This is a genomic window from Collinsella aerofaciens (assembly GCF_015670795.1).
In the GTDB taxonomy this organism is placed as follows: domain Bacteria; phylum Actinomycetota; class Coriobacteriia; order Coriobacteriales; family Coriobacteriaceae; genus Collinsella; species Collinsella aerofaciens_Q.
In genome coordinates, this window is record NZ_JADPCJ010000032.1 from 1 (window position 1) to 26,553 (window position 26,553).

A 26,553-nucleotide genomic window follows, 5' to 3' on the forward strand; every position below is an offset into this window, starting at 1 on the left:
AAGGTTGATCGCGAGTTCCGCACGAGCCGGAGAGCACTTAATGTGCTCTCCGTGCGAGCAGGACTGCCCGAGCAGGCAACCTTATGCCTCTCGGACTGTCCCGGACCAAGCCGCAGCTACGACAGCGCAATACCGCCGAGCCAGCCCCAACGCACGCCAGAGCCAGTGCCATAGAAGCTAATAAACGAATCAAGCGACTTAGACGTAATGGCGCCCTCGTTGCTCATAACGATGCCGCCGCCAACGTAGATACCCACATGACCGTAGATAAGGCCCGGAGCACCCGTGCCGCTGTGCGAGGAATCGGCCACGATCATGCCCACCTGCAGCGCCGAGCGGTCGGAGCTATAGCACCATGCGTTAAACATATCGCACGCGTTACCGCCAAAGTAGCCAACGCCGGCGTTACGGAAGACATTGGTAACCCACGCCGCGCACCAGTTCTGACCCGGCGAAGGCGTGGAGTAGCACGCGTTGACGACGGCCTGCTGTTTGCCCGAGCCGGCATTCTGTTGCGGGGTTCCGGGCGCATACGATCCGCCACCCGAGCTTGAACCACCCGAGTAGGAATTGTTCTTGTTCGCGGCAGCCGCGGCAGCGGCAGCCTTCCTAGCGGCCTCCTCGGCCTGGGCGGCAGCGAGGATCTCGGAATCGCGCTGAGCCATGAGCTCCTTGACGTCGTCGGAAAGACCGTTCAGCACGGTCTGGACTTCTTGCTGCTTGGCCTGCATGTCCTGCATCTGGGCAGTCTGCTGGTCCTTGAGCTTCTCTAAGTCGGCCTTCTGCGACTCGAGCTCGGTCTTTTGCGCATCGAGCTCTTCCTGGATGGTCTGAATGTCCTCGATGGCGTCGCGGTCGCTCTTGTTGATCTTCTCAACGTAATGCGCGTTGGCGACGAGTTCCTCAAACGAGCCAGAGGCCAGCAGCAGCGACAGGATGTTCGTGCCGCCGGACTTGTAGCTGGCGGCCACGCGATCGGAAAGGTCGTTGCGCTTCTTCTTGAGCTCGGCCTTCTTTTCATCGATCTGGGCCTGCGTGTCGTCAATCTTGCCCTGGACATTCTCGATGTCGTTGAGGGTCTGGGCATTCTTGTTGGCCAGCGCCGCATACTCATTTGCGATGCTGTCGAGCTGGGCCTGAACCTCGTCGAGCTGGGCCTGGGCGGCATTCAGTTTATCGGTGGTTTCTTTGGAAGCCTCCGCCGCATGGGCGCGAGCAGGCAGGCCAAAAAGAACTGCCGCAGAAGCGGCGCCGAACAGGGCCTTGAGGGCAGTGCGGCGCGAGAGCTCCTGGGAAAGGATGGAATCGCTGTTTGGTGACATATGTACTCCGTTACATGCTTATTTATATGTCGCTCAACTCATACATATTAGCGTACATATGGCGCGTCCCAACGATTTCCACGAACGGCAGGAAACTGCAAGGTCAGCGGCTCGTAAGCAAATGCCAAAGATCAGGTTATGCGTACGCAAGCTCTTCTATGAGTACGTTAGCACAATCCTCTGCTTTTCCTACAGCGCACGATTTGGGCGTCCCTGCCTGCGCTATACTCCCCTGAAGAAGTGTTCCTGATTCGATAGGAGACTACATGTCCAAAGCACTCGACCCCAAAGACACCTGCGTCCTCGTTACCGGTGGCGCCGGCTTTATCGGCTCGCACACCGTCGTTCAGCTGCTCGAGGGTGGTTACCAGGTCGTCATCGTCGATGATCTCTCCAACTCCAGCGCCGTCGCCGTCGACCGCGTCAAGACCATCGTGGGCGACGAGGCCGCCAAGAACCTCACCTTCTACGAGGCCAACGTGCTCGACCGCGATGCGATGAACAAGATCTTCGATACCCATCAGATCGACCGCGTCATCCACTTTGCCGGCTTTAAGGCCGTCGGCGAGTCGGTGAGCAAGCCCGTCGAGTACTATCACAACAACATCGAGAACACCCTGGTGCTCATCGACGTCATGCGCAACCATGGCTGCAAGTCCATCATCTTCTCGAGCTCCTCGACCGTCTACGGCGACCCGGACAACCCGCCCGTCACCGAGGAGGATCCTAAGAAGCCCGCGACCAACCCCTATGGTTGGACCAAGTGGATGATCGAGCAGATCCTTATGGACGTCCACACCGCCGACCCCGAGTGGGACGTCGTGCTGCTCCGTTACTTCAACCCCATCGGCGCTCATCCGTCGGGCCTGATCGGCGAGGACCCCAAGGGCATCCCCAACAACCTGGTGCCCTATGTCGCCCAGGTCGCCGTGGGCAAGCTCGAGGCCGTTCAGGTCTTTGGCAACGACTACCCCACCCCCGACGGCACCGGCGTGCGCGACTACATCCACGTGTGCGATCTGGCCTCTGGTCACGTTGCTGCCCTTAATTGGATGAACGGCAAGACCGGCGTCGAGATCTTTAACTTGGGCACCGGCACCGGCACCTCGGTACTCGAGGTCGTCGCCGCCTTCTCCAAGGCTTGTGGCAAGGAGCTGCCCTACGTAATCCGCGAGCGCCGCGCCGGCGACATCGCTGCCAACTGGTGCGATGCCTCCAAGGCCGAGCGCATGATGGGCTGGAAGGCCCAGTACGACATCGCGGACATGTGCCGAGATAGCTGGAACTGGCAGAGCCACAACCCCAACGGCTTCGCCGACGCCGAGTAGCAAAAACCTACATACCGCTCTTGCCCCGATCTCACGTTGTGAGGTCGGGGCTTTTTCATGGCATGTAACCATTCGCCGAAAATCGACCAACTTTTTTATCTTGCCTGTACATGTTTAAACAACATGTTTTACAATAGGCGTATCAGATCAGAACATCGGAGGCGGACTGCACATCCATCGGCAGGCCGACCCCACAACAAGAAGGTTGGTGAGCGCATTCATGGAGCGTGCAAGCGGCGTCCTCATGCCCGTCTCATCTCTGCCCGGACCATACGGAATCGGCGGCTTTGGCTGGAATGCCTACGACTTCGTCGATTTTCTCGCCTCGTGCAAACAACATTACTGGCAGATTCTGCCCCTTACGACGACCAGCTATGGCGATTCGCCCTATCAGTCGTTCTCGGCCCGCGCTGGCAACCCCAACTTTATCGACTTTGCCGAGCTTATCGAGGCAGGGTATCTGGAGCAGCACGATATCGATGGCGTGTATCTGGGATCCGACCCCAGCAATGTCGACTACGGTGCTATCTTTGGCGGCCGCCGTCAGATTCTCGACCGCGCCGCTGAGCGCTTTGCCGCCGACAAGCCAGCCGATTTCGATGACTTTATCCGGGCCAACGAGGACTGGCTCATCCCCTACTGTGAGTTCATGACCGTCAAAGAGGAGTGCGGTCTCAAGGCGTTTTGGGAGTGGCCCGCGGAGCTCCGCACCCGCGGCGAGGCTTCCGCCAAGGTCTGCGCCGACCATCCGGCGCGTATGCTCTACCACCAGATGACGCAGTACTTCTTCGATCGCCAGTGGAGCCGCCTCAAGGCCTATGCCAACGAGCGCGACATTCTCATCATCGGCGACCTGCCCATCTATGTCTCGCGTGACTCCGTCGAGATGTGGGCGACACCTGAGCTCTTTAAGATCGACGCCGCCGGCAATCCCGTGAGCGTCGCCGGCACGCCGCCCGACCAGTTCTCGGCCACCGGCCAGTACTGGGGCAACCCCATCTACGACTGGGACGCCATGGAGTCCGACGGCTTCTCCTGGTGGGAGGGCCGCATTCGCGCCGCCCTCGACATGTACGATGTCATCCGCCTGGATCACTTCCGCGGCTTCGAGGCCTATTGGGAGGTGCCGTTCTCCTCACCCGATTCGTCCTACGGTTCGTGGACGCAGGGGCCCGGCCTCAAGTTCTTCAAGACACTCGAGGAAAAGCTCGGCACGCTGCCCATCATCGCCGAGGACCTGGGCTTCCTCACCCCCGGCGTCATCGACATGCGCGACAACTCGGGCTTCCCCGGCATGAAGATCCTGCAGTTTGCCTTTGAGGGCACCAACTCGTACTACCTGCCGCATAACTACATCGCCAACACCGTCGCCTACGTGGGCACCCACGACAACGAGACGGCGCGCGGCTGGTTTGAGGGAACGGCCACCCCGCGTCAGCGCGAGCAGGCAGCCCTGTACACCCATCAGCAGGCCGGCGAGCCTATCACCGACGCACTCAACCGAACCATCGCAGCCAGCGTGAGCGACACGTGCATCTACACCATGCAGGACCTGCTCAACTTGGGCAACGAGGCGCGCATCAACACCCCTGCCACGCTGGGCGGCAACTGGACCTGGCGCATGCTCGACGGCGCCATCACCCGCGAGCTCGAGCACAAACTCACCGACTGGACCGAGACCTACTTCCGCATCCCGTCGGAAGCCGAAATCGAGCTTCCTCAATAGGAGCTACCGCGCCCGACCCCTCCCCACCGTGCGGACGCGCTTGCTTTTCCCGCGCGAGGCCACCCCAATCCCCTCGCGCGGGCTTCTTATGAATTGCAGACATGAAACAACCCATCACAGGAGAAAACATGCCCCAAATTAACCTCATGGAACTCGCCGAGCAGTCTTTTGGCACCTCGCTCGAGCAGCTCGACGACCGTCGCATTTACAAGCTGCTGGTCAAACTCGTGCAGGAGCGCTCCGCCGCCCGCCCGCTCAACAACGGCAAGAAAAAGCTCTATTACATTTCCGCCGAATTTTTGATCGGTAAGCTGCTCATCAACAACATGATCGACCTCGGCATCTACGACGAGGTTAAGGACCAGCTCACCGCCGCAGGCCACGACCTCAACAAGATCGAGGAATTCGAGGTCGAGCCGTCACTCGGCAACGGCGGCCTGGGCCGCTTGGCCGCATGCTTCCTGGATTCCATCGCCACGCTGGGCTTGACCGGCGATGGCGTGGGCCTCAACTATCACTACGGTCTGTTCCGTCAGCGCTTTGTCAACAACCAGCAGAAGGCCGTCCCCGACGAGTGGCTCGGTGAACAGGACATCCTAGTCGACGATGACCGCTCCTACACCGTCGAGTTCGGCGATTTTGCCGTTACCTCCAAGCTCGTCAACATCGATGTGCCCGGTTACGGCCGGCCCACCAAGAACCGCCTGCGCCTGTTCGACCTGGCGAGCGTAGACGACGGCCTGGTCCCCGGCAGTTCCATCGACTTCGACAAGACCGAGATCGCCAAGAACCTCACCTTGTTCCTCTACCCCGACGATTCCGACGAGCAGGGCCGCCTGCTTCGCATCTACCAGGAATACTTCATGGTGAGCAACGCCGCCCAGCTCCTGATCGACGAGGCCATCGAGCGCGGCAGCAACCTGCACGATCTGGCCGACTACGCCGTGGTCCAAATTAACGACACGCACCCCACCATGGTCATCCCCGAGCTCATTCGCTTGCTCACCACCGAGCACGACATCGAGTTTGACGAGGCCGTGACCATCGTACGCTCCATGGTCGCCTACACTAACCACACGATTCTTGCCGAGGCGCTCGAGAAGTGGCCACTCGCCAGCCTGCAGAAGGTCTCCCCTGCCATCGCCGACATTATCGTCAAGCTCGATGAGATCGCGAAGGCCGAGCACGATGACCCGCGCGTCGCCATCATCGACGAACACGATACCGTCCACATGGCCCACATGGACATCCACTTTGGCTTCTCCATCAACGGCGTAGCCGCCCTCCACACCAAGATCCTGGAGGACACCGAGCTTCATCCGTTCTACGAGATCTATCCCAAGAAGTTCTCCAACAAGACCAACGGCATCACCTTCCGCCGCTGGATCCATGGGGCCAACCCCGCGCTCGCCAGCCTGCTCGACGATGTGATCGGCACCGACTGGCGCAGCACCGGCGATCTGAGCAAACTCGCCAAGTTCGCCGACGACAAGGACGTTCTTGAGCGCCTGGCCGCCACCAAGGTCGAGGCCAAGGCCATCATGCGCCAGTTCATGGCGCTCGAGCAGGGCGTGACCATTCCCTCCAACGCCATCATCGACGTCCAGGTCAAGCGCATCCACGAGTACAAGCGCCAGCAGATGCTCGCGCTCTACATCATCTGGAAGTACCTCGATATCAAGAACGGCAACAGACCTAAGCACCCCGTCACCATCATCTTTGGCGGCAAGGCGGCGCCTGCCTACACTATCGCGCAGGACATCATCCATCTGATCTTGACGCTGTCGCAGTGGATTGCAAACGACCCCGACGTGGCTCCCTACCTGCAGGTTGTCATGATCGAGAACTACAACGTCACCGCCGCCGAGCGCGTGATCCCCGCCGCTGATATCTCCGAGCAGATCAGCTTGGCCTCCAAGGAAGCGAGCGGCACCTCCAACATGAAGTTCATGCTCAACGGCGCCCTAACCCTGTGCACGCTCGACGGTGCCAACGTGGAGATTGCCGAGCTCGTGGGCGACGAGAACATCTATACCTTTGGTGCCTCGTCCAAACAGGTCGAGCAGCTCTATGCCAACGGCACCTATGACGCCGGTGTGCTCTACCGCAAGCCCGGCATTAAACTGCTGGTGGACTTCATCACCAACCCGGCCTTTATGGCGACCGGCAATGCCGAGCGCCTGCAGCGCCTGCACGACGACATTAAGGGCAAGGACTGGTTTATGGCCCTGCTCGACATCGAGGAGTACATCCAGACCAAGGAGCGCGTGCTGGCCGACTATGAGGACCAGGACACCTGGATGCGCAAGACGCTCATCAATATTGCCAACGCCGGCACCTTCTCGTCTGACCGCACGATCTCCCAGTACAACGACGAGATCTGGCACCTAGACTAACCCATTCCCCTTACCCATCCTCTTGGAAGCGGAGTCGCGGCAACGCGGCTCCGCTTTTTGTGCCGATACGCCGGCCCGTGATTTGTCTCGACCAAATAATCTCGGCCTGTAATATGACGGATCGAAAAGAGCCCGCTTGCACGTAAAATCTATCTCAATGTGCAAGACCATCCAGCGGTGGTCCACATGCTAAAAGAGACAGCAGGCGCTGGGGCGTTTGCAGACAGATGGGCTCGATTGCAATGAAGAAAACGGACTTTATCGTTCAGGATCTATTGAGCAAAATATATCAGCGTCAGTTTCCGGACGGCAAACTTCCCACCCAGCGTGAACTTGCAATCCGCTGGTATTCAATTCGCTGACTCGCGCACCTTATGCAAAAATCGTTTCGAAGTGCTTGGAGTTGGAGCGCGACCAGGCCACGCCGAGCGAGGCACAGATGTTTCAGCTTGGCAAGGAGTCCCTTCTTTGGCGGTTTGTCCGACTGCGCATTGTGGACGGAAGAGGCGAACAGATCGAGCGCTCGTGCCTTCCTGTTGAGGTTTTCCCCGATTTTTCAAGAACAGTGGCAGAGCATTCGGTCCAAGCGTACGTAGAAGCGCGGGGTTGCCGCATCTCGCACTATATGACCACCTATAGCCCGACTGCCCTCTCCAAGGAAGACGCTCGACTGTTATGCGTAAAGCGCAACACGCCCGCCATGCGAATCTGCAATAGGGCTGTTTCGTCTATGGGACGAGTATTTGAATATAGCGAAGTGACTGCCATCGATTATGTGGTGTCGTACATCCGCCCCTACGACCGCGAGATCCATGCGGCGAGACTGAAATCGCCGCATGGATTAGGTGCAAATGGACGAGAGTAGCTGTCTAGGGCGCGACTACGGTGCCTTCGGGGGTCCTGCTTTGGGTCCAAGGGTGCTCTTTGAATTGGCCCGGGAAGCGAGCAGCAGCTTCCTCGTCAAACGAAACGCCGATGCCTTCCTCCTCGATGGGGTAGAAAAAGCCTCCCACAACCTGAGGAGCATTTCTAAACACTGAGCGAGTGTTTGACGGCAACTCAATGTTTTCCTGAATCGCAGCATTTCGTAGATGGATGTTCAAATGCGTATTCACCGCAAGTCCGATGGGAGAGATATCGGAGGGCGTGTGCCATGCAATTCGAACACCCATGGCGTCGGCAAAGTGCGCAACCTTAAGGGCGGGAGTAATACCTCCGATTTGCGAGACGTGAATACGGAGATAGTCAATCTCTCGATTTCGCAAAAGATTGGTCCACTCGGCCTTGTTGTTGAAGAGCTCGCCGGTTGCGATGGGTGTCGATGTCTGCGTTTTTAGGCGGCCCAGCCAATCATTATTCTCGAGAGGCATAACGTCCTCGAGGAAATAAAGGTTGTAGGGCTCCGCAGCCTTTGCAAATCGAATGGCCTGAGCGGGCTGCAGCCGCTCATGAACATCATGTAGCATTTGAAAACGGTCCCCATAGCGCTCATAAACATCATGGAACAGTTTGATGTGTGTGGACGCATACTGCTCTGGATCAAAATATGATCCTTCAGGCGCATTTGCAGGGGTCGCCAAGCTTTGGGCTTTGCCTCCGTAGAATCCAAGCTGGACTCGAATATGGCGATAGCCCGCATCCAAATAGCCGTCAATTTGTCGGCACAATTCATCAAAGTCATTCGCGACGGCATGGGTATACGCAGGGATTGCAGCCCTGGCTGCACCGCCCCAGAGCTGATAGAGCGGCATGTGGGCGAGCTTTCCCTTTATGTCCCACAATGCCATATCAACGCCTGCTATGGCATTGTTAAGCACGGGGCCATTGCGCCAATAGGAGTTGTAAAACATGCCATTCCAAAGATCTTCGATTTGGTTGGCATCACGTCCGACGAGAAACGGCTTTAGATAATCGTCTACCGCCGCCTGAACAAGCGTCGGCCTAAATTGAAACGTCGCGCAACCTAGGCCATAGATCCCTTGGTCAGTTTGAACCTTAACAACTACGAGATTATGCTTATCTGGCTTAAGGACAAAACTAGTTACGTCGGTGATTATGGTGGGTGTCATCGTTTGATCCTCTGTCTATTTGCTTGCGCTGCCATGAGCATTGAAACAGGGTGCCGCCGCACCGGTCAATATGGATTGGAAGAAGATGCTAAAACCATCTATTTACCAGTCCAATTATTTTAAGAGATGGCTTAATTGATTCCGTTACCTGCGAAGACAATGTCGATACGACTTTTCTTGAGGAAAAAGACCCTCGATTGGATTGCTAATATGCAAATCAACGGCCGGGATAGACCGCGGAATCTCGGCATTTTACCGCACACATACTCAAGGAGGATTACATGACGCACTCAGAGGCAGTGGGCCAGATTATCGTTGCGGCAGGAGGCAAGCAGAACATCACGAATGCATGGCACTGCATGACACGCCTGCGTTTTGCCCTCAAGGACGAGGAGGCGGTTGACCTCGACGCTCTCAACGCCATCGATCCCGTTGTCGGCACGTCATTCGCCAACGGACAGCTCCAAGTCATCATCGGTACCGATGTCGAGAATTACTACGGCCCTCTTATGGATCAACTTGGCTTGACGCAAAACGAAACCATCGATGAGAGCCTCGACGCCGACAGTGAGGCGAAGAAGAATCTCGTAACGCGTTTTATGGATGTCGTTTCTGGCACATTTGGTCCCATTGTTCCTGCTATCGCGGGCGCCGGCATGATCAAGGGTCTTCTCTCTGGCCTTGCCGCGGTCGGGGTCATCTCCAATACTACGGACACGTATATGGTGATCGACATGCTGGCAAGCGGTGTGTTCACCTTCTTGCCTTTCTTTGTCGCCGTGAGCGTGGCAAAGATTTTCAAGACGAACCAATACGTCGCCTTGGCACTTGCCGCAGCCATGCAATACCCCACAATGACGGCGGCAGCCGCAGCTGGCGATGTTTCGCAGTTCATGTTGTTTGGCTTTATTCCGGTCCCCGTGTTCAGCTACGCCGGCAATGTTATCCCCATCATCTGCAGCGTCTTCGTTCTGAGCTACGTATGGCGCTTTGTAGATAGCCATCTCCCCAAGGTTACGCGCACGGTGTTCACGCCGCTGATCTCGCTGTTCGTTACTGGCATCATTGCATTTTCGGTTATTGGACCGGTCGGCATCTATGTGGGTCGAGCGCTCGCGGCAGGCGTTTCCGCACTATTCGACTTCTCTCCCATTTTTGCCGGTTTTGTCATGGGTGCCACTCGTCCGTTGCTCGTCTTCTGCGGACTTCACCATGCCATGACTCCCGTCGCGCTCCAGAATTTTGCCGAGCAGGGATGGGACATGCTCATGCCCACCATGTTCATGGCCAATCTTGCTATGGCGGGCGCTACGGCAGCAGTCTATTTTAAGGCCAAGGACGATCGTGAGCGGAGCATCATCACCGGTGCTGTTGTCTCCGCTTTCCTGGGCATCACAGAGCCCGCACTTTTTGGCGTACTCTCCAAATATCGCAAGGCATTTGTTGCCGCCTGCCTTGGCGCCGGAATCGCAAGTGCGGTTATCTGCGCCTTCGGAGTAAGGATCTACGGCTATATACTCTCGAGCATCTTTAGCCTCGTTGCTTATGTCGGACCGTATTTCCCCTTTGCGATTCTCGGTGTAGTGGTTGCAGTCGTGTCTGCTTTTGCCATCGCCTCGCTATTGATGGCTCGCGACAAATAAGATTTAAAGCATATTCATCGCTTTAGAACGGTCTGGACGCGCTTGCTGGGCCGTTCTTTTTTGTGTCTGCGCTGGTCTGCGATGCACCACGACCGAATCATCTCGATCTGTAACAGGTAACCGCCGAAATCAGTCCTTCGTGTTACAGATCGAGATGAAAGGACAGGCAGCTCGACGCCGTCTCGTTCTGTAACATCTAGACCCAATTTGGTCCTCTTCCTGTTACAGATCAAGACAAACTGACAGGTAGACAGCCCCAACACAAAGAAAGGCTCCCCTCTCGCCCAGTGGACGGGAGGGGAGCCTTATATGTGACCGCGGCAAAAGGATGGCAATACCGCAGTCGCCCAAAGGGAGGGCCTGGATGCACCGGGCCTAGATAAGGTTCTTGCCAGAGACCTTATCGAAGAGGTGGGTCGCGTTCTTCTCGAACTTGAACCAGATGGTGTCGCCAGCCTTGAGCGCGCCCTTGGCCTCGAGGTCGACGACGGGGATAATCAGAACAAACTGGCCGTCGGGAGCGGTCACGTGGACATGCTCGGTCGAGCCCATGAGCTCGGTCACCTCGACGGTACCCTGGAGCGCGCCCTCCTCGCCCTTGTCAGCAAGCAGGATCTGCTCGGGACGCACGCCGGCCGTAATCTCCTTCACGTCGCCGCCGTCCCAGTTGAGGGCAAGTTGAGCGCAAGTCTCGGGGGCGAGTGCCACGTTCATATCCTCGGTCTTGACGGTAAAGCCGTTGCCCGAGCGCACCAGCTGGGCATCGAAGAAGTTCATCTGCGGCACGCCGATGAAGCCGGCGACGAAGATGTTCGCGGGATGGTTGAAGACCTCCTGCGGCGTGGCGATCTGCTGGACAACGCCGTCCTTCATGACCACGATACGGTCACCGAGGGTCATAGCCTCGGTCTGGTCGTGAGTAACATAAATGAACGTGCCCTTGATCTCGTGGCGCAGCTTAATGAGCTCGGCACGCATCTGGTTACGAAGCTTGGCGTCCAGGTTGGACAGCGGCTCGTCCATCAGGAAGACCTTGGGGTCACGCACGATGGCGCGGCCGATAGCGACACGCTGGCGCTGACCGCCGGAGAGCGCCTTGGGCTTACGGTCGAGGTACTCGGTAATGCCCAGAATCTCGGCAGCAGAGCGAACCTTGCGGTCGATCTCGTCCTTGGGGACCTTCTTGAGCTCGAGCGTAAATGCCATGTTCTCGTACACCGTCATATTGGGGTACAGAGCGTAGCTCTGGAACACCATGGCGATGTCGCGGTCCTTGGGCGCCACGTCGTTGACACGCTTGCCGTCGATGAGCACATCGCCCGAGGTAATGTCCTCCAGGCCGGCGACCATGCGCATCGTCGTGGACTTACCGCAGCCAGAGGGGCCAACGAGGACGACGAACTCCTGGTCGTGAACGGTGAGGTTGAAGTCCTCTACAGCGAGCACACCGTCCTCGGTAACCTTGAGGTTGTGCTTCTTCTCCTCGGTCTTCTTCTTTTTGCCAAAGAAGCCTTTCTTTTTTGACTCGTTGTTGGGATACACCTTCTGAACATGTTTGAGAACGATCTCGGCCATGTCTCTACCTTTCGATATGCGGCGCCGCGCTGAGGAGCGCCGCAGAAACTTGCAAAACAGTTACGGCATTAGCCCTTGACGGCACCTGCCACCACGCCGTCGATGATGTACTTCTGACAGAGGATGTACATGATAACGATGGGGATAACGACCATCATGATGCAGGCCATCATGGGGCCGAGCTCGACGTGGCCGTAGCCGCCGCGGAAGTACTGGATCAAGATAGGAATGGTCTTGTACTTGGTGGAGTCGAGCGTAAGGTAGGGCAGCAGATAGTCGTTCCAGACCCACATGGTCTCGAGGATGCCGACCGAAAGATAGGTGGGCTTCATGATGGGAAGGACGATCTTAAAGAACACCTGGACCGGGTTGCAGCCATCAATCATGGCCGCCTCCTCGATCTCGAGCGGGATGTTCTTTACAAAACCGGCGAACATAAAGACCGCCAGGCCCGCGCCAAAGCCCAGATAGATAAAGCAGATGTTGAACGGCGTATTAAAGCCGATGCGGTCCGCCAAATTGGACAGCGTGAACATGAGCATCTGGAACGGCACGACCATCGAGAACACGAACAGGTAATAGAAGAAGTTCGAGATCTTGTTGTTGACACGAACCACGTACCAAGCGCACATGGAGCAGCACACCAAGATCAGCACGACCGACGTGACCGTGATGATGAGCGAGTACATAAATGCCGAGGCAAAGCCCTGCTCGTTAAGGGCGTGCATGTAGTTTGCGAGGCCGTTGAACGTCTCGGGCGTGAGCAGATCGAATGCCGTGGTGGTGCTGATTGCGGTCGCTTTCTTAAAAGAATTAAGCGCAATCATGAACACGGGGTAGATCCACGCGAGCGACAGGATCGTAAAGAAAATCGAGAGCGCGCGGTTGATAACCTTATCGCGTTTCATTACTGCTGCACCTCCTTGGACCTCGTGGCCTTAAGCTGGATCATGGAGATGGCCACGACCAGGATGCAGAAGATAACCGCCTTGGCCTGGCCAATGCCCTGCCATGCGATACCGGCACGCGAATAGAACGTGTTGTAGATGTTCAGGGCGAGCATCTCGGTGGAGTGCGCGGGGGCGCCGCCGGTAAGGGCGAGGTTCTGGTCGAACAGCTTAAAGCCGTTGGTGATGGACAGGAACAGGCAGATGGTGATGGTCGGCATCAGGTTAGGGATCTTAACCTTCCAAAACGTCTGCCATGCCGTAGCGCCGTCGACCTTGGCGGCCTCGATGTAGTCGGACGGAATGGACTGCAGACCAGCGATGTAGATGATCATCATGTAGCCGACCTGCTGCCACAGGGTCAGGATGATAAGGCCCCAGAAGCCAGCAGCAGAGTTAAGAGCGATGAGCTGGGCGCCCACGTTGGAGAGCAGGCAGTTGATCAGAATCTGCCAAATGTAGCCCAGCACGATGCCGCCGATCAGGTTAGGCATAAAGAAGATCGTACGGAAGATGTTGGTGCCTTTGAGCGCCTTGCGGGTGAGCGCCTGCGCAATGGCCAGGGCGATCACGTTGATGAGCACCGTCGACAGGAAGGCAAACGCCACGGTAAAGAAGAACGACGTGGAGAACTGCGGATCGGACAGCGCGCGCACGTAGTTCTCGATACCGACAAAGTGCGCGTTACTAATGATAATAAACTGGCAGAACGAGAGATAGAAGCCCTGGATAAAAGGGATCACGAACCCGATCATAAACGCCAGGCACGTGGGCAGCATAAAGAGCGGCCACCAGCGCTTGAGTGCTTTGCCCATAAAAGGGTCCTTTCAATATGCAGGGGGCGGGCAAACCAACGTCTGCCCGCCCCCTGTCGCTAATCAGATAGCTTGGGCAGCAACTGCTTACTCGGAAGCGGCCTTCTCGGTCTTCCAGCCATCGACGAAGGCGTTCTTGACGCCGTCCCACTTGCTGTTATCGGCAGCGTAGGCAATCAGAGCCTGCTTGAGGTTCTTCTTCCACTCCTCGGAGGGAATGTAGACGAAGTCCCAAGCGACGGTCTTCTTGCCGTCCTTGGCCATGGCAACGGCCTGCTGCGAGAAGACGTTGGTGGTCTCCTTGGCGCTCTTGAACGGAGCGGTCAGACCCATCTTGTCGGCGATGATGCTGGTCGGGGTGTCAGCGGTGACGCACCAATACATGAAGTCCTCGGTGGCCTTCTGGGCATCCTCGGAAGCCTGGGAACTGACGCACCAGTAGTTCTCGCCGCCGGAGCACAGGCCCTGGTTCTCCTCGCCGTCAACACCGATGTAGATCGGCATCATGCCAATCTGATCGTCGGTCATGCCGGCCTTGACGAGGTCAGAGTAGGCCCAAGAGCCGTTCTGGTAGAAGACGGCCTTGCCGGTTGCGAACTCGTTGGTGGCGTCGTCGCCGGTCTTGGAAGCAAGCTGCGAAGGATCGCAGGTGGAGTCGGTGATGTACAGGTCGAAGATCTGCTTGTAGTTGTCGAGGAACTCACCCTTGATCTCGTCGTCCTCCTGGTTGTGCTCCTTCTCAAACTCGTAGTAGAGCGGCATGTTGGCAAGGTGGGTGGTGTAGCGCCAGCTGGAGGAGTCGTCCATGCCGGCGGAAGTGAAGGCACCCTCGACACCAAGCTCGTCCTTGCGGGCCTGGATGTCATCGGCACAAGCCTTCAGCTTGTCGAAGGAGTTGATGTCCTCGGCCTTGTAGCCAGCCTTCTCGAGCAGCTGCTTGTTGTAGATGATGCCGAAGCTCTCCTGGACCCAGTCGATGCACACATCCTTGCCGTCGGACTGCAGAGCCAGGGAGTCGTCAATGAGCTCACCGCGGAGCTTGGTATCGGACAGGTCGGCGCAGTAATCCTTCCAGTTCTTAAGACCGGTGGGGCCGTTGACCTGGAACAGGGTCGGAGCGGAGCTCTTGGACATCTCGGACTTAAGCTTCTCCTCGTAGGTGTTGGAAGCGGCGGTCACGATCTTGACCTCGACGCCCTTCTCCTTCTTATAGGCCTTGGCGATCTCCTTCCACTCCTTGTCGACCTCGGGCTTGAATTGGAGGAAGTAGACCTCGGCAGCGTCACCAGAAGCAGAGGAGCCGGAGCCGGCAGAACCACCGCAACCCACGAGGCCCAGACCAAGAACTGCAGCCGCGGAACCAGCAAAGCCCAGGAACTGCCTTCTGCTCATTTCGTTCTTCATTACAATCCACCCTTTCACACCGTGGCGGCACCCTTTGCCGCCGCCTTCGGAGATTGGCTCGGGGACTTTGCCCCTTTTGCTGATTTGAACGATACGCTATTTGGCTAGTTGTTTGAACAAGTATTACTAGAGCGGTAGAAAAACTTCGGTGAACGGTAATTTCAACTTGATACTTGACAAGTTTTGTATAAACAATTATTTGTTATCTAATGCAGAGAAAACGCCCGGTCAAGCCGATGTACCGTCGGTTTGACCGGGCGTTTTCTCTTTGAGGCCATGAGTCTCGTCAGGCTGCGAGCTAGCCGGCTATCGCTTGGAATTGACGCGGTAATGGAAGATCTCGGGGTGTGTGCGAGTGTGCGTCACCTCAAACAAGATGCCATCCGAGGTGTACGACTGACTCTCCATGACGGCAACGCAGTTGTATTTGCCGAGGTCAAGATAGCTGCAGTCCTCATCGTTGGCGAGCTCGACACTCACCGTACGACGGCTCGCCATCACTTTGACACCGCGCTTGTGCTCCAGATAGCCGTAAATAGAATCTGCCGCGATCTCGGGAGTCAGGCCCTTGGCGATCGACGCCAAAAAATAGCCATGGTCCACTTGGCGCGCGTTGCCGTTGAGGCTTCGGACACGCACTACGCGAATCAACTCCTCGCCCACCTTAAAGCCCAGGTGACGAGAGAGTTGCTCGGTGCAAACCAGATGTTCGAAAGACTTAACGTCCGTCGATGCAACGGCATTGTTGCGCTTTGCAAACTCGCCAAACGACTCAACCTCTTCGAGTGCGCCCAACATGTCGGTTTCGCCCTTAAGCCAAATAACGCGCACGCCCTTGCCGTGTATGGGCTGCACAAACATCCCGTCGGCCAGCATGCTCAAAGCGCGGCGGACGGTATTGCGCGTGCAGCCAAATTCCGCGGTCAGCTCGGCTTCGGTTGGCAGCATCTCCTGAAACGCATAGGTCCCATTAATGATGCGCGAGCGTATTTCTCGGTAGATTCCTTCGTATATCGCTTTTGGCATTGTTTCACCTCTACATTATTCATTTCCGGCTAGGCACGATAGCATTTCTTAAAGTTGTTTAAACCGAATATCGGTGAAGCGACAGGATTTAGCCGTTGACGGTTTCTGTCATGCCCAAATCGGTTTCGCTCAAAACTGCCGGTACGACACTCGTCTGGTCCTCTACAATGAATCCATTGTTTAAACGTTTCCCCACGCGCAACGCGCCTCGATATTCGGAAGGCAGAACATGCTGCAAAAAATCCAACGCTTTGGCGGGGCAATGTTCGCGCCCGCCATGCTGTTTTCTATATCAGGCCTCATGGTCGGCGTCTCCGCTCTCGCAACGACTGCGGACATCGTCGGCGATCTCGCCGTATACGGAACCCCTTGGTACGCTTTTTGGACCATCATCCAGCGCGGCTCGTGGACGGTCTTTAAACGCCTTCCGCTCCTTTTTGCCGTAGCGCTGCCCATCGGTCTTGCCCAAAAACAACCGGCTCGTTGCTGCCTCGAGGCTCTCGTCGCCTATTTTGCCTACTGCTTCTTTTTGAGCGAGATCATTAAGCTGAGCGGAGACAATCTTGGACTTAAGTACCCGTCGTCTTTGACCTCCGCTAGCGGCATCACCATCATCGACGGCATCAAGACGCTCGACACCGGCATTATCGGCCCGCTGGCGGTATCGGCAACCGTCGTCGCCATCCATGACCGCTTCTACGATGCCAAGGTTCCCGATTGGCTCGGCACCTTCTCGGGCTCCTCGCTGGTCTACCTCATCAGCTTTTTTGCCGTGTTTGCCCTTGCCGCTATCTCGGCCGCCATCGTGCCCTCCGTATACGCAATGACCGAAACGCTGCGCCATGCACTTACGAGCGTCGGCCCCTTTGGCGTGGGCATCTTTGTGCTTTTGGAGCGAGCGCTCGAGCCCATGGGGCTGCACCACCTGCTCTACATGCCGATCTACTACGACAACCTGGTCATTAACGACGGCATCTACGCCACGTGGAGCAGCTTGCTCCCCATCCTCTCCCATAGCACGCGCCCCCTTAATGAACTTGCGCCGTGGGCCGGTTTTACCGCCACCGGCTGGGTCAAGCTCTTTGGCCTTCCCGCCATCGCAGCCGCGTTCTACTCCACCGCAAAACCAGAGCGCCGCGCCGGCCTTAAGGTCATCCTTTTGCCCGCCATCGTCGCCTCGGTGGTTTGCGGCGTTACCGAGCCACTCGAGTTTCTCTTTATGTTCACCCACCCCGGGCTCTTTTTGCTCTACGCCGTCTTATCGTCTTGCCTTGCCACAACCATGAATCTCTTTGGCATCGTCGGCATCTTCTCGGGCGGCCTCATGGAGATGGCAGCCTTCAACTTTATTCCGCTCATGCGCACGCATGCCGGTGCCTATCTTTTGGCGCTCGGTATCGGCCTTGCCTTTAGCCTCATCTTTTTTGTTAGTTTTCGAGCACTCATCTTGGTCTATGACCTTAAGACACCGGGCCGCGAGGATCATGTTGCCAATCGCGCGGCAATCGATTGTTTAACGGGAAGCGACTTTGCCAAAGAGCAATCCCCCAATGACGAGGTCGATAGTCGATCCGATCAAGATCACGTCCTCGCTGAGCGGGTAATTCAGCTTTTAGGTGGCGTTGGCAATATCGTGGGCGCAACCAACTGCGCCACGCGCCTGCGCGTCGAGGTCGCAGACCCTTCCATCGTTGCAGATAACGCGTCGTTTGTCGCGGTGGGCGCCAAGGGCCTCATCATTACCGGCAAGACCGCCCAGGTGGTCATCGGCATCTCCGTTCCCCGCGTTAAAGAGCATTTTGACCAGATCATGGGCCTCGAGCCGGAATTTGTGCCCACCACCTCGGCCTCCCCTGCCGCCAGCGCAGCCCATAAGCGCGGCGATATCTGCTTCTTCGATATCGACGGAACGCTCGCCTGGCAAGACCCCAGGCTCGCCCAAGACCTTCCCGAAGACGAGCGGGACCTCTCCCCCTATCCCAACGAGGCGGTTTCGCAGGCAATCCGCGAGTTTGTCGCCAACGGCAACATGGCCTTTATCTGCACGGGGCGCACCCTCAGCTGCATCCACCCCAAACTTCTTGAGCTGCCCTGGACCGGCATCGTCTGTCTTGCGGGCGGTTACGCCGAGATCAACGGACACGCAATTCGCGATCTGTCGATGACGCCCAGCATGCTGCAGCATCTTGCCCCCTATCTTGAGCAATCGGGCGAGGTCATCCGCTTTGAGGGCCTCAACGGCGTCGTGCGCATGAGTGCCGATGCCCCCGATGCCCCCGGATACGCGCGCACCCTGGGCGACGCAGTCACGCAGCTGCAACATTACAGTGTCTACAAGATCTTGATGTCTACATCGCTCGCCAACCACATCGCTCAAGATAAGGCACTTGAGCCGCTGCTGTGCTTTAACGAGCTCGAACTCGAGGTAACCGAAATCTCGCCCCGCGAATGCACGAAGCGCGGGGGCATCCAGTCTGTACTCGACGCCCTCGATCCCCACCACGGAACCGTATACGGCATCGGCGACGCCAGCAATGACGTCTCGCTGATGAACGCCGTCGATGTCGGTATCGCCATGGGCAATGCGCCGGACTATCTCAAAAAGCGCGCCGACTACATCACCGACTCGGTCGACAAAGATGGCGTCGTCAAGGCGCTCGAGCACTTTAGGCTTATATAAGCAGCCGGCACGCGCACACGTCCCGTTTCCCCAAATCGCCAAAACAGACGCGCCGGCAACTCCAATGTGGCAATATGGTATCTGCACACCGCAACGATGCAACCTAAGAAAGAATGCGAGAACCCGTGTCCAGTCCGTTTACTAGCTTTTTAGCCCAGCACTTTGACCAGATCAACGACTATCTGGCCACGTTCTTTGACGGACAGGCGACCTCTGCCGATATCGAGCGCTACCTGTATACCCCGCTCTCGGCATTTACCGCCAATGCCGGCAAGCGCCACCGCCCGCTCATCTGCATGCTCGCCGCCACCGCAGTGGGCGGCAGCTTTGAGAGCGCCCGCAGCGCCGCGGCGGCCATCGAGCATTTCCAGTCGGGTGCGCTCATCCACGACGACATCGCCGATAACGGGCAGCTGCGCCGCGGTAAGCCCTGCATGCACCTCACCGAGGGCACGGGGCTTGCTATCAACTGCGGCGACCTGGCACTTACCATGGTCACCAAGACGGTTCTCGACGACCCCACGCTGGAGCCCAACGTAAAACTCCGCGTGCTCCACGAGCTCACCGAGATGATCGTTCGTACCATCGAGGGCCAGGCGCTCGACCTGGGTTGGGTACGCGACGGGCGCTTCGACATCTCGGTCGACGATTACCTGGACATGGCGACGCACAAGACCGCGTACTACAGCGGAGCCACGCCGCTTGCCACCGGAGCCATCATCGGCGGAGGCAGCGAGGAGCAAATTGAGGCGCTGCGCGCCTTTGGCCTGCACACGGGCCTTGCCTTCCAGATTCAAGATGATCTGCTCAACTTGATCGGTACCAAGGAGGCCGCCAACAAGGACTTCCGCACCGACATCACCGAGGGCAAGCGCACGCTTGTCGCCGTACACGCCCTCTCTGATGAGCGCCACCACGACGAGGTCGAGGCGATTCTTTCCTCGGGCACCGATGATCCCGCGCAGCTCGCACGCGCCGTGGAGATCTTCCAGGAGACCGGCTCCATCGATTACGCCCACACTTACGCGCTCGACCTGACCGCTAAGGCCAAAGCGGCCATCGAGAACGTTGAGCTTGATCCGCACGCACGCGAGCTGTTCCTCTCCATGGCAGATTTCTTTGTGGAGCGCCTTAACTAACGGGGGTTATAAAATCTGTCAGCAGCGTATTTAGGCACAACTTGCTACACTGTTGAGTGCATGTTTATGCATCCCTTTGCGTTGTCTATCCGACAGACGCTCAAATAGTACGAATGGTACGCCGAAAGGGGTTCGTTCATGGAACCTATTACAACGGGCATGCAAGGAGCAGCCGTCGAGGACGTGCAGTCTCGTCTCCTGCAGCTCGGCTACACGATTGATGCCGCCGAAGTCACCGACAAGTACTTTGGAGCCACCACTGAGCAGGCCGTCAGCACCTTCAGGCTCGACAGCGGCCTTGCTGCCGGTCATGCCGTCGATATCCCCTGTTGGAGCGCTCTGGTCGACGCCTCGTATAAACTGGGCGACCGCACCCTCTATCTGCGCATGCCCAATTTCCATGGCGCCGATGTGCAGGCCCTGCAGCGCGCTCTCAACGTTTTGGGCTTTGCCTGTGGCGAAGACGACGGCTACTTTGGTCCGCATACCGAGGCCGCCCTGCAGCAGTTCCAGGAAAATGTCGGCCTGTTTGCCGACGGCATGGCCTTCCAGGACACCTACGCCTACATCAACCGCCTGCACCATGTGTGGGAGGGCAAGCCCTCGGTCACCGAAGCCGAGTCCCGCATCGGTTTTGCTCGCGCCGCCAACGTGCTCGAGCGCTTCCAGATTGCCGTTATCGGCGAGGACCCCATCGCACGCAGCGTTGCGTCGCGCATGTGGAATATCGCCACGGCAACGACCGACAACAGCGGCATGATGCTCTGTGACTCCGAGGTCCCAACCGACGTTGACCTGGTGCTCGAAATCGCAAGCGACGAGCTGCCCGCCGACGCCGCACCGCGCGCCACGATTGCCCTCGCCGAGTGCCACAACCTGGCCCAGCGCATCCGCACCGCCAATGTCGCCGCGCAGCAGAAGCCGGCTCGCATTCGCATTGAGCTCACGGGCATGACGCGCTACAACGGCACCTTCACGGCCAGCGACGCGCAGACACTCGCCGTACGCCTGCTCGATGGCGTTTGCGATGCCCTCGCAGATTAGGTAAACTAAACGAGTTGCTTTTGGGCAACACCACACATTGGGACGTAGTTCAACGGTAGAACTCCGGTTTTTGGTGCCGGCTGTTGGGGGTTCGAATCCCTCCGTCCCAGCCATTAAAATTGAGCGCCCTGAGCCCATAACGGCCCAGGGCGCTTTCTTGTGGGCAAGCGGAGGGATTCGAGAACCCGCAAGGGTGCGGAGCTGAGGAAACGCGAAGGCGCCCCAAGCCCATTAGGACCAAGAGCGCCTTACATCTTGAAATATCAGCCCAATTCCGAAAAGCGAGCCGCCTTCTACAACGTGTCGTGTGGCCCCGACGGGCCGGGCATTAAGTTTGTCGCGAGTTCCGCACGCAAAGAAGGCCACTTAATGTGGCCTTCGTCTTGCGCAGGACTGTAGAGCAGCAAACTTAATGCCCGGCCCGTCGGGGCCACACGTCCCTAGTTGTTCAGCATGCGGTCGAAGCTTCCCGAGTCGCCATCTCGATAGTCTGCGGTCATCAGAATCTCCTGCGGAATGCGCCCGCCCTCGCGCAGCACGTTGCGGAACTGCACGCGCGTAACCATGGGCAGATCCTTGATCGTCGCTGCCAGGTTCTGCGGCACGCCCTGGTTGGCAGCCGCGGGCTCGCACTCGCCGCCGGCCTTCACGCGACGCTTATGCTCGGCGAGCATGGCGCGGTACATGCCGGCATGCAGGCGAATCTCAACCACATTGGCATTTCGAGCCTGCTCGACGATGCGCGCGCCCTCGCGATCGATATCGCCCACGTAGTAGACGTAGTTAAAGCGATAGCCAATCTCGGCCAGATAATCATCCAGTGCGTGCGAGACGCTCGCTTTGCAGCCGCCGCCAAAAATCACGCCGCCCACCTTGATGCCAAAGAGCTTGGCGTGCTTGCGGCCACGCAGCAGCTTGACGATCTCGTCGTAGGTGTCCAGGTTCTCGACCATAATGAACGGCTTGTCGGCTCCCAGCGTAAAGAAGCCCGTAAAGTGCACGGGGCGATTGGGGGCGACCTTGATCGCCTGCATGCTGATGCCCTTTTCGGTCATACGCCTGATCAGGCGCTCACCGTGCTTGCCGTCAAAAGCCTTCTCGTCGTTAAAGATCTGGTAGGCACGCTGGCGGCGCGAGGCAACCGGCGTATCGGCACCTCGGTTCTGCTCGATCCAAGCCTGGATGATTGCGATTTCCTCGGCAATCTTGCGGTTGGACATCTCGTTGTGCTGAGTGCGCTGCGGAGCCTTTTTGCCGTCCTTGCCCTCGACCTTTACGATCTGTGTCTGCTGCTCCTTGATCTTGGAGAGCGCCATAGGCGTGGGGACAACCTTGAGCAGCTGCCTGCCTAAAACGCGGGCAAGGGCAAACGCCGAGACCTCGCCGTGGGCGGCCGACTCGGGCTGCCGGGCAGCAGTATCTGCTGCGGCAGACTCCGGCTTCTTCTGAGACTTGCGCTTAGAATCGCCTTGGGAATTGCGCTCGCGCTTCGGCATAGACGCCTGCTTCTGCGGACGATCGGACTTGCTCTCCTTCGCTGACTGGCGCTTAGGCTGCCCCGAAGAAACCTCGGCCTTCGCATCCTCGTTCTGCGGCGTGGTCTTCTCGGTTGCAGTCTCGGCATGGGAACTGCGGCCTCCACGATGGCGACGGCGGCGAGGCTTGCTCGACGCGCTCTGCTCCGTCTGCTCATCAGTAGGCTGCTGGCCCTTGGCCTCGGCATCAACCTCAAGCTGCGGCTCAACAGGCTTTTGCTCGCGAGCCACCGGCTCAACGGCCTTCTCGTCCTGGGTGGTCGAAACCGACTCGCCCTTCTCCTGACGCTTTACGGGATACGCACGTCCCGCAAAACCGCGGCCGGGACGACACGAACCCGGAGCCTTCTTGGCAGACTCCTCAACATCGTCTGCAACCTCAGAAGACTCTTCAACCTCACGCGCGGCATCCTGCGCTGCAGCCTTAAAGTGAGCACCGCGACGACGCTTGGGCTCTTGGGCCTCCGCGGGCTTTTGCTCCTTCGTGGGCTTCTGCGACTCGGCAGCAACCTCGGTCTCAACAGCCTCGGCATCCGTCTCGCCCTTTTGAGCAACGGCGCGACGGAAGCGCTCCTGCTGGGCGCGGCGCTGTGCATCGCGCTTGCCGCCCCCGCCAAAATCGCCGCGTCCTGCCTTGGCCGTAAAGGCACGCACGACGTTCTCATCGAGCAACTCATCGGTATCGACATGCTCACGCGGAGCAGCTTCTTCCACAGCAGGCACGTCAGCGGAATCCTCGACGACAAAATCCTCGACGGACTCGGCAGGCTGCTCCTGGGCATCGCGGATCTCGGCATTGATGGTATAGAACGCCGGGCGCCCGTTAATGCCGCTACCCTCGATCTTGGTCACGATATTTGCCGCGATAAGCTCATCGCGCATCGCCTTGGTGTCACATTCCTTATCGACGGAGCGGAAAATTTGCGCCAGCGCGCTCGACTTGATCTTGAGCGCCTTGCGGCAAAGCAGGTCGTAGGCAACCAGCTTGGCACGCTCAGCAGAAAGCGATGTCTGGCTGCTCAGACGCTCAGCCAGGGCATCGACATTATTTTGGTTATCGGAATATACCGTCTTGGCCACGGGGCCCCTTTCATATGTACACATATACGTTTATATGGTACAACGCGCGCCCTTATCCATGCAAAACATCTGCGAGAACACTCGAGCACACTCGAGCGTCACCCACTTTTGCATGAAAAAAGACCGAGCCCGCGAAGTCGCGGACCCGGTCTTTCCGAGTCAAATGGATGGGAGATTCAACCCGTCCGACCGACTAGGCCTTGGCGGCCTCGGCGTCAGCGGGAGCCTCGGCGGCAGCGGCGCGACCGTACTCGGCCTTGCCCATCTCGGACCACTCGGGCTCCTCATCAGGCATGGAGCCAGCCTCCTTGCCGAAGAACTCCTTGAGGCAGTTGACGGCGACGATGAGGCCCAGGACCATCAGCAGGACGGCAAAGACGAGCTGCAGGCCCTTGGTGGCGGCGACGGAGACGGCGGCCGTGGTGGCGGTAGCCGGGATGGTGCCGAAGAAGCCGTAAGCCTGGACGGCGGCCATGCAGCCCATGGCGCTCTGGACCAGCGAGGTGAAGGTGCAGCAGAGCAGGAAGGCGACGGGCACGTAGAGCATCCAACCCTTGCGGCCGGTGCACTTGCAGAACACGGCGAGGGTGATCATGGTCATGCCGCCGAGCAGCTGGTTGGAAGCACCAAAGAGCGGCCAGATGTTGGCATAGCCACCAAAAGCGAGGGCGAGACCGGGAAGCAGGGTGACGACCGTGGCGAACCAGGGGTTGCCGAGGACCTTCATGTAGCCGGCCTTGGACTCGATGGCCAGGGCGTCGTTGGTCTGGGCAAAGAACTCGGAGAACGAGGTGCGGGCGATGCGGGCGACGGCGTCGAGCGAGGTCAGGGCCAGAGCGGAGACGTTCATGGTCATGAAGACGGTAGCGAGCGTGCCGTCAACACCGAAGGCCTGCATACCGCGGGAGATGCCAGCGGCGAAGATCTGGAACGGGGTGGAAGCGACACCGGCGTTGAGGGCGCCGGTACCGGCGGTGTTCATATCAGAGAACATGATGCCGGCAACGATGATGGCAAGGATGCCGACGAAGGACTCGACGATCATTGCGCCGTAACCGACCTTGACGGCGTCCTGCTCCTTCTCGACCTGCTTGGAAGAGGTGCCGGAAGAAACGAGGCTGTGGAAACCGGAGAGAGCACCGCAAGCGACGGAGACGAACAGGACCGGGAACATCATGCCGGAGGCAGTGGAGAAGCCTGTGAAGACCGGAGCGGTGATAGTGGCCTGACCGTTGACGCCCAGGACGACGATGCCGAGGACAGCGCAGACGATCATGACGATCATCATGATGGAAGTGAGGTAGTCACGCGGGGTCTTGAGCATCTGGATGGGCATAGCGCCAGCGAAGACCAGGTAGACCATGACGACGGCGAACCACTGGAACTTATCCAGGTAGACCGGAAACTGCATACCGACGGCGAACATGAGAACCATGAGGACCACGCCGGTGACGAACTCGGCAGCGCCGGTGAGGTTGAACTTCTTCTGGGCCCAACCAAAGGCGATAGCGACGAAGGTGAACAGGATGGAGATGGTACCAGCGCAGCCGGCGGCATAGGACTTGGTGAAGTCGATGGCACCGGTAGCAGCACCAGAAGCGTCAACGGCCGGGGTGAACATGAACGTCTTGCAGACCATGTCGGTAAAGGCGGCGATGACGATGATGCAGAACAGCCAGCAGAACAGCAGGAACAGGCGACGGCCGGTCTTGCCGATATACTTCTCGATGAGCTGAGCGAGTGACTTGCCGTTGTTCTTCATCGAAGCGTACAGGGCACCAAAGTCGTGGACGGCGCCAAAGAAGATGCCGCCGACGAGGACCCAGAGCACGACGGGCAGCCAGCCAAAGGCCATGGCGACGATCGTACCCGTGACAGGGCCAGCACCGCAGATCGAGCTGAACTGGTGCGAGAACGCGGTGAAGGCGGAGACGGGCGAGAAGCTGTTGCCGTCCTTCATGCGCTTGGCCGGCGTGAGGGCCTCTTTGTCAACGCCCCACTTGTTGGCCAGCCAGCGGCCGTAGCCCAGATAGCCGCAGGCGAGCACCGCCGCGGCCACAACCATGAGCAAAACTCCGTTCATTACATTTCCTCCTCTAAAAAGAACTTCCTAGACATAAAAAATGAGGGCCGTCGGTTGCGCTCGACGGCCCTCATCTTCATCAGCCGCCCGTTATCGTACGGGCTAGCTGTATGTGCTAACCCGCATCAGATAATTACTACGCTGATAATGTTTAGCTGATGCGTGAACATGTCTAAGAAATCCTCTTCAATCATGATGCGAACAATCCGTGCGTGTTCACATCCCCCAGTGGTTGAAAAGGAGTATGAAACTTTAGTTGCCTAAAGTCAACGCAAATTTGTAATGAATTTTCAACTTTTTTGGATTTCTCGGTATAAAACGCCACTGACCTCGGACTTTACCCCACGACAGTTTTTGCATGAGAGATGCCCCTCGGGAGCGGGCGGGCGTATACAAGGTTTCCTGCTCTACAGTCCTGCTCGCACGGAGAGCACATTAAGTGCTCTCCGGCTCGTGCGGAACTCGCGATAAACCTTGTATACGCCCGCCCGCTCCCGAGGGGCTCCCATCCCAAATGCGGAGCAAAGCTCCGCACACCATCTTTTTCTTTCAGCTAAAGCACGCCGAAAATTCGACGCAGCTGGCTAACCTTGCCGGACGTTGTCGACGCCAAACCAGCTCAGAAGCTATATCGATACAGAAAGGTCCCCGGCGCTGCCCGGGCGCCAGCGGCCGCATATGAACTTTATCGCGAGTTCCGCACGAACAGGAGGCCACTTAATGTGGCCTCCGTCGTGAGCA

The 26,553-nt window shown here is 58.1% G+C and carries 17 protein-coding genes and 1 tRNA gene; 9 read left to right on the top strand and 9 right to left on the bottom strand.

Annotation, left to right across the window (positions count from 1 at the left end; all coding sequences use genetic code 11):
• Positions 1-116: 116 nt before the first annotated feature.
• Positions 117-1,322, bottom strand: a complete 1,206-nt coding sequence (locus I4W09_RS08995) for a coiled-coil domain-containing protein (RefSeq protein WP_006235871.1) — start codon at positions 1,320-1,322, stop codon at positions 117-119.
• 266 nt (positions 1,323-1,588) lie between these two features.
• Between I4W09_RS08995 and galE the strand changes: the two genes are divergently transcribed.
• The 4 genes from galE (at position 1,589) to I4W09_RS09015 (ending at position 7,637) form a co-directional block, all read left to right on the top strand.
• Positions 1,589-2,650 carry a UDP-glucose 4-epimerase GalE gene (gene galE, locus I4W09_RS09000; protein ID WP_006235870.1) on the top strand — a complete coding sequence of 354 codons (1,062 nt, stop codon included), beginning with the start codon at positions 1,589-1,591 and terminating at the stop codon, positions 2,648-2,650.
• 208 nt (positions 2,651-2,858) lie between these two features.
• Positions 2,859-4,376: a 4-alpha-glucanotransferase gene (malQ, locus tag I4W09_RS09005; protein ID WP_271756770.1), complete on the top strand. Its 1,518-nt coding sequence runs from the start codon at positions 2,859-2,861 to the stop codon at positions 4,374-4,376.
• Positions 4,377-4,504: 128 nt separating this feature from the next.
• Positions 4,505-6,772 (top strand): glycogen/starch/alpha-glucan family phosphorylase, encoded by a 2,268-nt coding sequence (gene glgP, locus I4W09_RS09010; RefSeq protein WP_230318753.1) that lies wholly within the window; start codon positions 4,505-4,507, stop codon positions 6,770-6,772.
• Between the two features lie 382 nt (positions 6,773-7,154).
• Entirely contained in the window at positions 7,155-7,637 is a 483-nt protein-coding gene (locus tag I4W09_RS09015) for a UTRA domain-containing protein (RefSeq protein WP_371732511.1), read from the top strand.
• A 4-nt stretch (positions 7,638-7,641) separates the two neighbouring features.
• Here I4W09_RS09015 and I4W09_RS09020 read toward each other — a convergent pair whose 3' ends face one another.
• Entirely contained in the window at positions 7,642-8,841 is a 1,200-nt protein-coding gene (locus I4W09_RS09020; protein ID WP_196033776.1) for an enolase C-terminal domain-like protein, read from the bottom strand.
• Between the two features lie 281 nt (positions 8,842-9,122).
• Here I4W09_RS09020 and I4W09_RS09025 point away from each other — a divergent pair, with 281 nt between their 5' ends.
• Complete coding sequence (locus I4W09_RS09025) at positions 9,123-10,484, top strand: PTS transporter subunit EIIC (RefSeq protein ID WP_196033779.1); 1,362 nt, start codon at positions 9,123-9,125, stop codon at positions 10,482-10,484.
• Between the two features lie 375 nt (positions 10,485-10,859).
• Here I4W09_RS09025 and I4W09_RS09030 read toward each other — a convergent pair whose 3' ends face one another.
• The 5 genes from I4W09_RS09030 to I4W09_RS09050 form a co-directional block, all read right to left on the bottom strand.
• Positions 10,860-12,059, bottom strand: coding sequence for an ABC transporter ATP-binding protein (locus I4W09_RS09030; protein WP_035137764.1), 1,200 nt, complete (start codon positions 12,057-12,059; stop codon positions 10,860-10,862).
• Between the two features lie 68 nt (positions 12,060-12,127).
• Positions 12,128-12,967 (bottom strand): carbohydrate ABC transporter permease, encoded by an 840-nt coding sequence (locus tag I4W09_RS09035; RefSeq protein ID WP_022095055.1) that lies wholly within the window; start codon positions 12,965-12,967, stop codon positions 12,128-12,130.
• Positions 12,967-13,821, bottom strand: a complete 855-nt coding sequence (locus I4W09_RS09040; protein ID WP_006235864.1) for a carbohydrate ABC transporter permease — start codon at positions 13,819-13,821, stop codon at positions 12,967-12,969. Before I4W09_RS09040 ends, I4W09_RS09035 begins: the two co-directional genes overlap by 1 nt.
• An 87-nt stretch (positions 13,822-13,908) precedes the next feature.
• Positions 13,909-15,225: an ABC transporter substrate-binding protein gene (locus tag I4W09_RS09045; RefSeq protein WP_006235863.1), complete on the bottom strand. Its 1,317-nt coding sequence runs from the start codon at positions 15,223-15,225 to the stop codon at positions 13,909-13,911.
• A 306-nt stretch (positions 15,226-15,531) separates the two neighbouring features.
• Positions 15,532-16,251: a GntR family transcriptional regulator gene (locus I4W09_RS09050; RefSeq protein WP_055285612.1), complete on the bottom strand. Its 720-nt coding sequence runs from the start codon at positions 16,249-16,251 to the stop codon at positions 15,532-15,534.
• Positions 16,252-16,480: 229 nt separating this feature from the next.
• Here I4W09_RS09050 and I4W09_RS09060 point away from each other — a divergent pair, with 229 nt between their 5' ends.
• From I4W09_RS09060 to I4W09_RS09075, 4 genes are all read left to right on the top strand, one after another.
• Positions 16,481-18,931, top strand: coding sequence for a PTS transporter subunit EIIC (locus I4W09_RS09060; RefSeq protein WP_196033782.1), 2,451 nt, complete (start codon positions 16,481-16,483; stop codon positions 18,929-18,931).
• Positions 18,932-19,056: 125 nt separating this feature from the next.
• A complete protein-coding gene (locus tag I4W09_RS09065; RefSeq protein ID WP_271756771.1) occupies positions 19,057-20,070 on the top strand; it encodes a polyprenyl synthetase family protein in 1,014 nt (337 codons plus the stop codon).
• Between the two features lie 138 nt (positions 20,071-20,208).
• Positions 20,209-21,114, top strand: coding sequence for a peptidoglycan-binding domain-containing protein (locus I4W09_RS09070; RefSeq protein ID WP_022094145.1), 906 nt, complete (start codon positions 20,209-20,211; stop codon positions 21,112-21,114).
• Between the two features lie 38 nt (positions 21,115-21,152).
• Positions 21,153-21,227, top strand: a tRNA-Gln gene (locus I4W09_RS09075).
• Between the two features lie 327 nt (positions 21,228-21,554).
• On the opposite strand, the gene I4W09_RS09080 is transcribed toward I4W09_RS09075, so the two are convergent.
• Positions 21,555-23,729 carry a hypothetical protein gene (locus I4W09_RS09080; RefSeq protein ID WP_196033788.1) on the bottom strand — a complete coding sequence of 725 codons (2,175 nt, stop codon included), beginning with the start codon at positions 23,727-23,729 and terminating at the stop codon, positions 21,555-21,557.
• A 193-nt stretch (positions 23,730-23,922) separates the two neighbouring features.
• Positions 23,923-25,812: a carbon starvation CstA family protein gene (locus tag I4W09_RS09085; protein ID WP_196033790.1), complete on the bottom strand. Its 1,890-nt coding sequence runs from the start codon at positions 25,810-25,812 to the stop codon at positions 23,923-23,925.
• Positions 25,813-26,553 lie beyond the last annotated feature (741 nt).